Below are 6,501 nucleotides of genomic sequence, written 5' to 3'. Positions count from 1 at the left end.
GATTCCCCGCAGCCGAAGCCGCCTGCAAAGCAGCAGTCAACGCCGCCTGAGTCTTGGTGGTGGGATTGAACGAGTCCACGAGCACCTTCCTACCTATCGATTTACGCGGTCTGTCCGGAACGGGCGGCGAGCGAGCCCGGCCCCGTTTCCGGTACCGCATTCACGCCGTCCAACGCCGGAAAAGTTGAGTCTATTCCACTCAAGTTTGCCGGAGTGGGTCGGCGGTGTACGTCCCTATGGGTGGGTCTGCGCGGTCTGATCCGGGTGGACGATCATGACCGGGCATTGCGCGTGCTGCATGATCCAGGTGCTGGTCGAGCCGAGAAGCAGGCCGCGGAAGCCGCCGCGTCCTCGGCTGCCGACGACGATCAGCTGTGCCGATGCCGACGCCTCGGCGAGATGGTGTCTCGGTCCGGTGGGGAAGACCTTTCGTGTGACCCGTACGTCGGGGTACTTCTCCTGCCAACCCGCGAGCCGCTCCGCGAGGAGGGTGTGCTCGGCGACGTCCAGGTCGGCGATGGGGATTTCCAGGTAGGAGGCGCCGGCGAACTGCCCGACGTCGAGGTCGCTCCAGGCGTGCACGGCGACGAGTTCTGCGTTGCGCTCGGATGCCTCGGCGAATGCCGCGGCGATGGCGGCCTCTCCGATCGGACTGCCGTCGACGCCGACCACTACCGGGCCGTTGTTCTCGGGTGCGTTCCCGGCATCGATGTTGTGGACGACAACGACGGCGCCGTGCGCGTGTGCGGTGACCTTCAGCAGGGTGGATCCCAGACGTGTCAGTGTTCCGACGCCGGACAGCGCCCCCAGTACGACCATATGCGCGCTTTTCGACAGCGCGATCAGCAGTTGGGTGGGGTTCGCCTCGGACAGTTCGGTGGCGATGGTCAGATCGGGGGCTGCGTTCCTTGCCGTCGCCACGGCTTCGGCGAGGATCTCCTCGCCGTGGCTGTGCAGATTCTCGGTGACCGCGGGCACCATCACGTCATAGCTGCCGAGTACCCCGCGGATCGCGGCGAGGTCGATGGCGTGCACGATGTGCAGCCTGCGCTGACGTTGTGCCGCGGTGCGCGCTGCCCATCGGATCGCGGGCTCGCAGGTGTGGGAGCTGTCGACACCGACCACGACCGGTGCGGTCGCGAGTTGGTGCGGATTGTCGTTGTTGTTGGCGGTCATGACCGAGCCCTTCGGATTCCATGAAATGCGTCGACTCGAACGGTAAACCGGCCGTGTCCGGGTGAATGCGGGCGTTGGTCCCCGATCGCGGGGCCCTTGTGCCCGGTGCCGTCGGCGCGCTCAGCGCAACGGCACCTCCCACAGTTGGCCGGAGGTGAGGGTTTTCTCGACGTCCTCGATGTGGACGCGGATCGGCGCGGCGGTGCTCGGATGCAATCGAACGACCACCCGGGAGTGGCTGACCTGAACGGTCAGCGGTTGGTCTCGGTAGCTGAGAGTGAATTCGACCTCGGGGAGGTCGTCGGGCAGCACGGGGTGCAGCCACAGTGTGTCGCGGCGTGTCTCTACTCCGCCGTAGCAGCGCAGCACCATGTCCGCGGTACCTGCCATGGCGCCGATGTGGACGCCCTCACGGGTGGTTCCTTCTTGGGTATCGTCCAGGTCGGCTTCGAGCGCCTGCGAGAACAGTCCCCAGGACATGGCTCGGTCGGTACGGGCGAGCACCCAGGAGTGGGCGAGGCGGCTCAGGGTCGAACCGTGACTGGTGCGAGCCAGGTAGTAGCCGACCGTGCGCGGGATCACCTCGGGCGGAAGGGAATAGCCGAGACGATCGAGGATGTGGCGTAATTCCTCGGCCGAGAAGAGATAGAACAGCATCAGCACGTCGGCCTGCTTGGACAACTTGTAGCGATTGGTGCTGTCGCCTTCGGAGTGCAGGATGAGGTCGAGACGTCCGATGTTGCCGTATTTCGCGCGGTAGGACTCCCAGTCGAATTCATCGAGTGCTTCGTAACCCTCGAATTGACTGATGATCCCGTCCTCGTGGAACGGCACTCGCAATCGTCTGCTGATTCGGTCCCAGTGCTCGGGCTCGTCGGGCCGCAGTGCGAGCCTCTCGTGCAGTGACTCGTTGTCGTGGCCCGCGATGATATCGACGACGTCACCGGCGCGGGCGAGCACCCACGCCGTCAGGACATTCGTATACGCGTTGTTGCGCACTCCGGAGCCGGGGGAGTCGGGATATCCGTCGTGGTATTCGTCCGGACCCATGACGCCGTCGATGTCGAATCGGTCGTCGCCGGGGTCGTGGACGGCCATGCTCGCGAACAGTCTGGCGATCTCGATGACCATCTCGGCGCCGGATTCCATGAGGAACGCGAGGTCGGCGGTCGACTGGTAGTACTGCCAGACGATGTAGGCGATGGCAAGTCCGACGTGGCGCTGTTGGTGGGAATTGTCCGGCATCCAGCTGCCGGTGCGGGTGTTGAGCAGTCGGGTGGGGGTTTCCTCGCGCCCGTCGCTGCCGCTGCGCCATGGGAACAGGGCGCCTTCGAGGCCGAGGCGTCTGGCCGCCGTCTTCGCTCGGGGGAGTCGACGGTATCGGTACTCCAGGAACGCGCGCGTCAGGCCGGGACTGCGCAGGGTCAGCATCGGGTAGACGAATAGTTCGTCCCAGAAGATGTGACCGCGATAGGCCTCGCCGTGCAGGCCGCGAGCGGGCAGTCCGATGTCGGCGTCGGGGCCCGCCGCGGTCGTGGTCTGCAGGACGTGGAAGACGTGCAGGTTCAAGGCCATTCGGTGGCGCTTCCCGTCACCGAGAACGATGCCGAACCGCCGCCACAACCTGGTCCACGCCCGAATGTGTTCGGCACGGAGTGCGGCGAAACCGGGTGCGTCCGCGATGCGTTCGGCGGCGTCGAGCGCGGCAGTCGATATGCCGCGGTCCCGGCTTGTCGTCAAGGCCGCGACCTTTTCGATCGTCCGCGCCGTGCCGGTCTGCACGGTGAAGGTGAATTCGATTCCCGGACTGTCTGTTCTGCTGATTCTCCGGTGCCGCACGCAGGGGCCGCCGGGTGAGGTCCTCGTGGCGACGGCGATATCGATACGTGACTGATCTGTGGTGGATTCGTGCAGTACGGTCCACTGGTCGAAGAATTCGTGTCGGCCGGGCAGGAGATGCCGGTACGCGATATCGCGGTCGGCTATCGCGTTGCGATTGGCGACATCGGCGTTGGTCATCGAGGTGACTGTGACCGGCCCGCTCCAGTTCTCGGCTTCGATGGTGAGTTGGATGGCAGCGAGGTGGAACTCGGCCATCGAATGGAACTGCCGCGTGGTGATCGTGGTCGCTCGGCCCGCCTCGTCCTTGTATCGGTCGACTCGTGTCAGCGTCCCGGTGCGTAGGTCCAGATTCTGGCGGTGGCTGAGCATTTCGGGGATTCCGGGGCGCAGTTCGGTGCCGTCGTCCAATCGGACACTCAGGAATGTCCAGTCCGGTGCGTTGACCATATGTTCGGTTTCGGTGGGCCAACCCTTGATGACGGTGGTGCATCGGTTGTAGATTCCGGCGATATAGGTTCCCGGATAGTGGATCGCGTCGGCGGTGGTACCGGGGTGTGCCGCGCGGGTGGCCCAGTATCCGTTTCCCATCGTGCACAACGCTTCTCGGGTGCCTTCGCGCGAGGGATCCCAGTGGTCGTAGGTGAGGTTCCAGCCGCCGGGTTGGATCGGCGCCGCTCCGCCGCACCATCGGAGGTCCGGGTGGTCGGAGACCGGGGCCGAGTCGGCGAGCCCGATAGCTCCGAGGTCGGTGACGACGACATCCGCCCCCGCTTCCGCCAACTGGGCTCCCGCTCCGTCGCGGTCCACACCGACGACCAGTCCGAATCCGCCCTTCGACGCGGCCGACACTCCGGCGGACGCGTCTTCGATGACCACGGCGTCGATGGGTTCGATCTCCAGCCGTCGGGCCGCTTCGAGGAACGTCGCGGGGTTGGGTTTGCCCGCGAGCGACATTCGCTGGGCTTCGGTGCCGTCGACCCGCGCCGTGAACATCTCCGAGATTCCCGCCGCGTCGAGGATTTCTGCCCCGTTACGGCTGGCGGTCACCAGCGCCGTCGGCACATGCGCGGCGCGCAGTTCGCGCAGCAGGCGAGCCGCGTCGGGGAAGACCTGCACGCCGGCGCTGGCCAGTTCGGCGGCGAAGATCTGCTGTTTGCGGGCGGCGAGTCCCGCCACTGTCATCCGATCCGGTGGATCGTCGGGAGCGCCCTCCGGTAGGTGAATTCCCCGGGAGCGGAGAAAGGACCGCACACCGTCTTCCCTGGGGCGGCCGTCGACCCAGCGACGGTAGTCGTCAACGGCGTCGAACGGCTCGGTGTCCGCGTTCGCTGAATCCGAGAGCACGGGATCGAACAGTGCTTTCCACGCGATGGCGTGCAGTCGAGCGGTGTCGGTGACGACGCCGTCGAGGTCGAAGATTACCGCACCGTAGTCGTTGGCGGTGCGTCCGGTCCGGGCCGGTGCGTCATCGAGTCTGGTGAGGTCTCCGCGTGCCGATGACGGAGGTGTCTCGGCGTCGAGCTGCGATTGCGGCACATACCGATCATCGGTGCCGAAGGCGCCGAGAGCAAGTGCCGTTGTACCCGGCCGCCATCGACCAACGCCCCCTGCCGGGAGGAGTTGGTCCGCGCGACAGTGATCCGGTACGCGGCCGACGCGCAGCGCGGAGGGGAAAGCGTGCCGACCTGTCAGGGCAGCGGCGCGGCCCAGCGCAGGATGGTGCCTCCGCTCGGATTCGGTCCGATGCCGAAACTTCCGCCCGCGTTTTCGGCGCGTGCCGCGAGGTTGGCCAATCCGCTTCGGCGCGTGTCGATTTCGCTGATCCCTGTGCCGTTGTCGGTGATTTCGATGGTGACGTCGTCACGGACGCGCAGTTCGACCGCCAGGGTGGTCGCGTGCGCGTGACGGACCACATTGCTGATGGCTTCGCGCAGGACGGCCTCGACATCGTCGGATAACGGGGGTGACAGCGCCGTGACGGGACCGGCTAGTCGCACGGTGGTGCGCAGGCCGGAGTCGGCGGTGGTGTCCACGACGATGCCGTGCAGATGTTTGCGGTAGTTCGCCGAATCGGCGGCGTTGTTGCTGTGCAGGTCGAAGATCGAGTGCCGGATATCTTGGACGATCGTCTGGACGTCTTCGATGGTCGCCGTCAGACGGGATTTCAGTTCAGGTGATTTGGTCCGCTGCGCGGTTCCCTGTAGGGACAACCCGACCGTGAACAGACGTTGGATCACGTGGTCGTGCAGATCTCGCGCGATGCGATCGCGGTCGGACAGGACGTCGAGTTCCCGCATGCGTGCCTGGGTGTCGGCCAGGCGCAGGGCCAGTGCCGCCTGATCGGCGATGACGCCCATCATCTGCTGTGCCGCGATCTCCAGAGATGGCGCGCCCACCGGGCGCAGCGCGGTGAGCACTCCGATCACGGAGTTACCGGCGCGCAGCGGCAGGATCAGCGCCGGACCGAATTCCTCGGTGGAATCATCGAACGGGTTGAAGGCCAGCTTCTCGACCGACACCATCCGCCCGGTTCGGAAGACCTCGCCGGAGTGCGAACTCTCCACGGGTATACGGGTTTCGACCAGAGTGCCCGACCGAGTGCCCGCCGCGGCGACCACGATGAGTTCGGTGGTGTCCTCGGCCGGGATGTCGGGGTCCTCCGGTCTTGCCACGAAGGTCACGGCAGATTCGGTCAAGGCCAATGTGCGTTCGACGACGACCTCGAGGACGTCGCCGGACTCGCCGTTGCCGAGGAGTTCGGTGGCGACGTCCCTGGTCGCCTCCAGCCAGTGTTGCCGAACGCGACCCTGCTCGTAGAGGCGGGCATTCTCGATGGCGATACCCGCGGCGGCGGCCAACGCCTGAACGACCACCTCGTCGTCATCGGTGAACTCCTGACCACCGGCCTTCTCGGTCAGGTAGAGATTGCCGAACACCTCGTCGCGAACCTGGACCGGAACGCCGAGGAAAGTGTGCATGGGAGGGTGGTGCGGGGGGAAGCCGACCGAGGACGGGTGGTCCGAGAGATTGGTGAGGCGGATGGGTTCGGGCCGTTCGATCAGGACGCCGAGAACGCCGTGGCCGCGTGGCAGATCGCCGATCATGACCCGGGTGCGGTCATCGATGCCTTCGTAGACGAACTCGGCGAGTTGCTGGCTTCCGACCTCGGTGTCACGGACCCCGAGTGCGCCGTAGCCCGCGTCGACCAGTTCGATAGCGGCGTGCACGATGGCGCGCAGCGTGTTGTCGAGATCCAGCCCGGCGGTGACGACGAGCATGGCTTCGATCAGTCGATCCATCCGGTCGCGGACATCGACTATCTGCGCGATCCTGTCCTGTACTTCGAGGAGCAATTCGTGCAGTCGCAGTTGCGACAGTGTCTCGGTGACCGCGATCCGGCCGTTCGATCTCGAACCAGACCGCTGGTCCTCCGTGTCCGGCATAAGATCACTATAGAAGTATCGGGCGCGGGTGAGGTATAGC

At 65.7% G+C, this 6,501-nt stretch carries 3 protein-coding genes; all 3 read right to left on the bottom strand.

Annotated elements, in window-relative coordinates:
• Positions 1 to 234: 234 nt before the first annotated feature.
• The 3 genes from ABZS43_RS29280 to ABZS43_RS29270 all read right to left on the bottom strand — a co-directional run bounded on the left by ABZS43_RS29280 (position 235) and on the right by ABZS43_RS29270 (position 6,461).
• On the bottom strand, positions 235 to 1,176 hold the full coding sequence (locus tag ABZS43_RS29280; RefSeq protein ID WP_355039207.1) for a universal stress protein: 942 nt from the start codon (positions 1,174 to 1,176) through the stop codon (positions 235 to 237).
• 120 nt (positions 1,177 to 1,296) lie between these two features.
• Positions 1,297 to 4,554 (bottom strand): beta-phosphoglucomutase family hydrolase, encoded by a 3,258-nt coding sequence (locus ABZS43_RS29275; protein ID WP_355039206.1) that lies wholly within the window; start codon positions 4,552 to 4,554, stop codon positions 1,297 to 1,299.
• 152 nt (positions 4,555 to 4,706) lie between these two features.
• A complete protein-coding gene (locus ABZS43_RS29270) occupies positions 4,707 to 6,461 on the bottom strand; it encodes a GAF domain-containing protein (protein ID WP_355039205.1) in 1,755 nt (584 codons plus the stop codon).
• Between the last annotated feature and the right edge of the window lie 40 nt (positions 6,462 to 6,501).

Origin of the sequence: Nocardia sp. NPDC005366, from assembly GCF_040606855.1 — a bacterium.
Classification (GTDB): Bacteria; Actinomycetota; Actinomycetes; order Mycobacteriales; family Mycobacteriaceae; genus Nocardia.
This window is presented reverse-complemented; position numbering and strand designations above follow the sequence as displayed.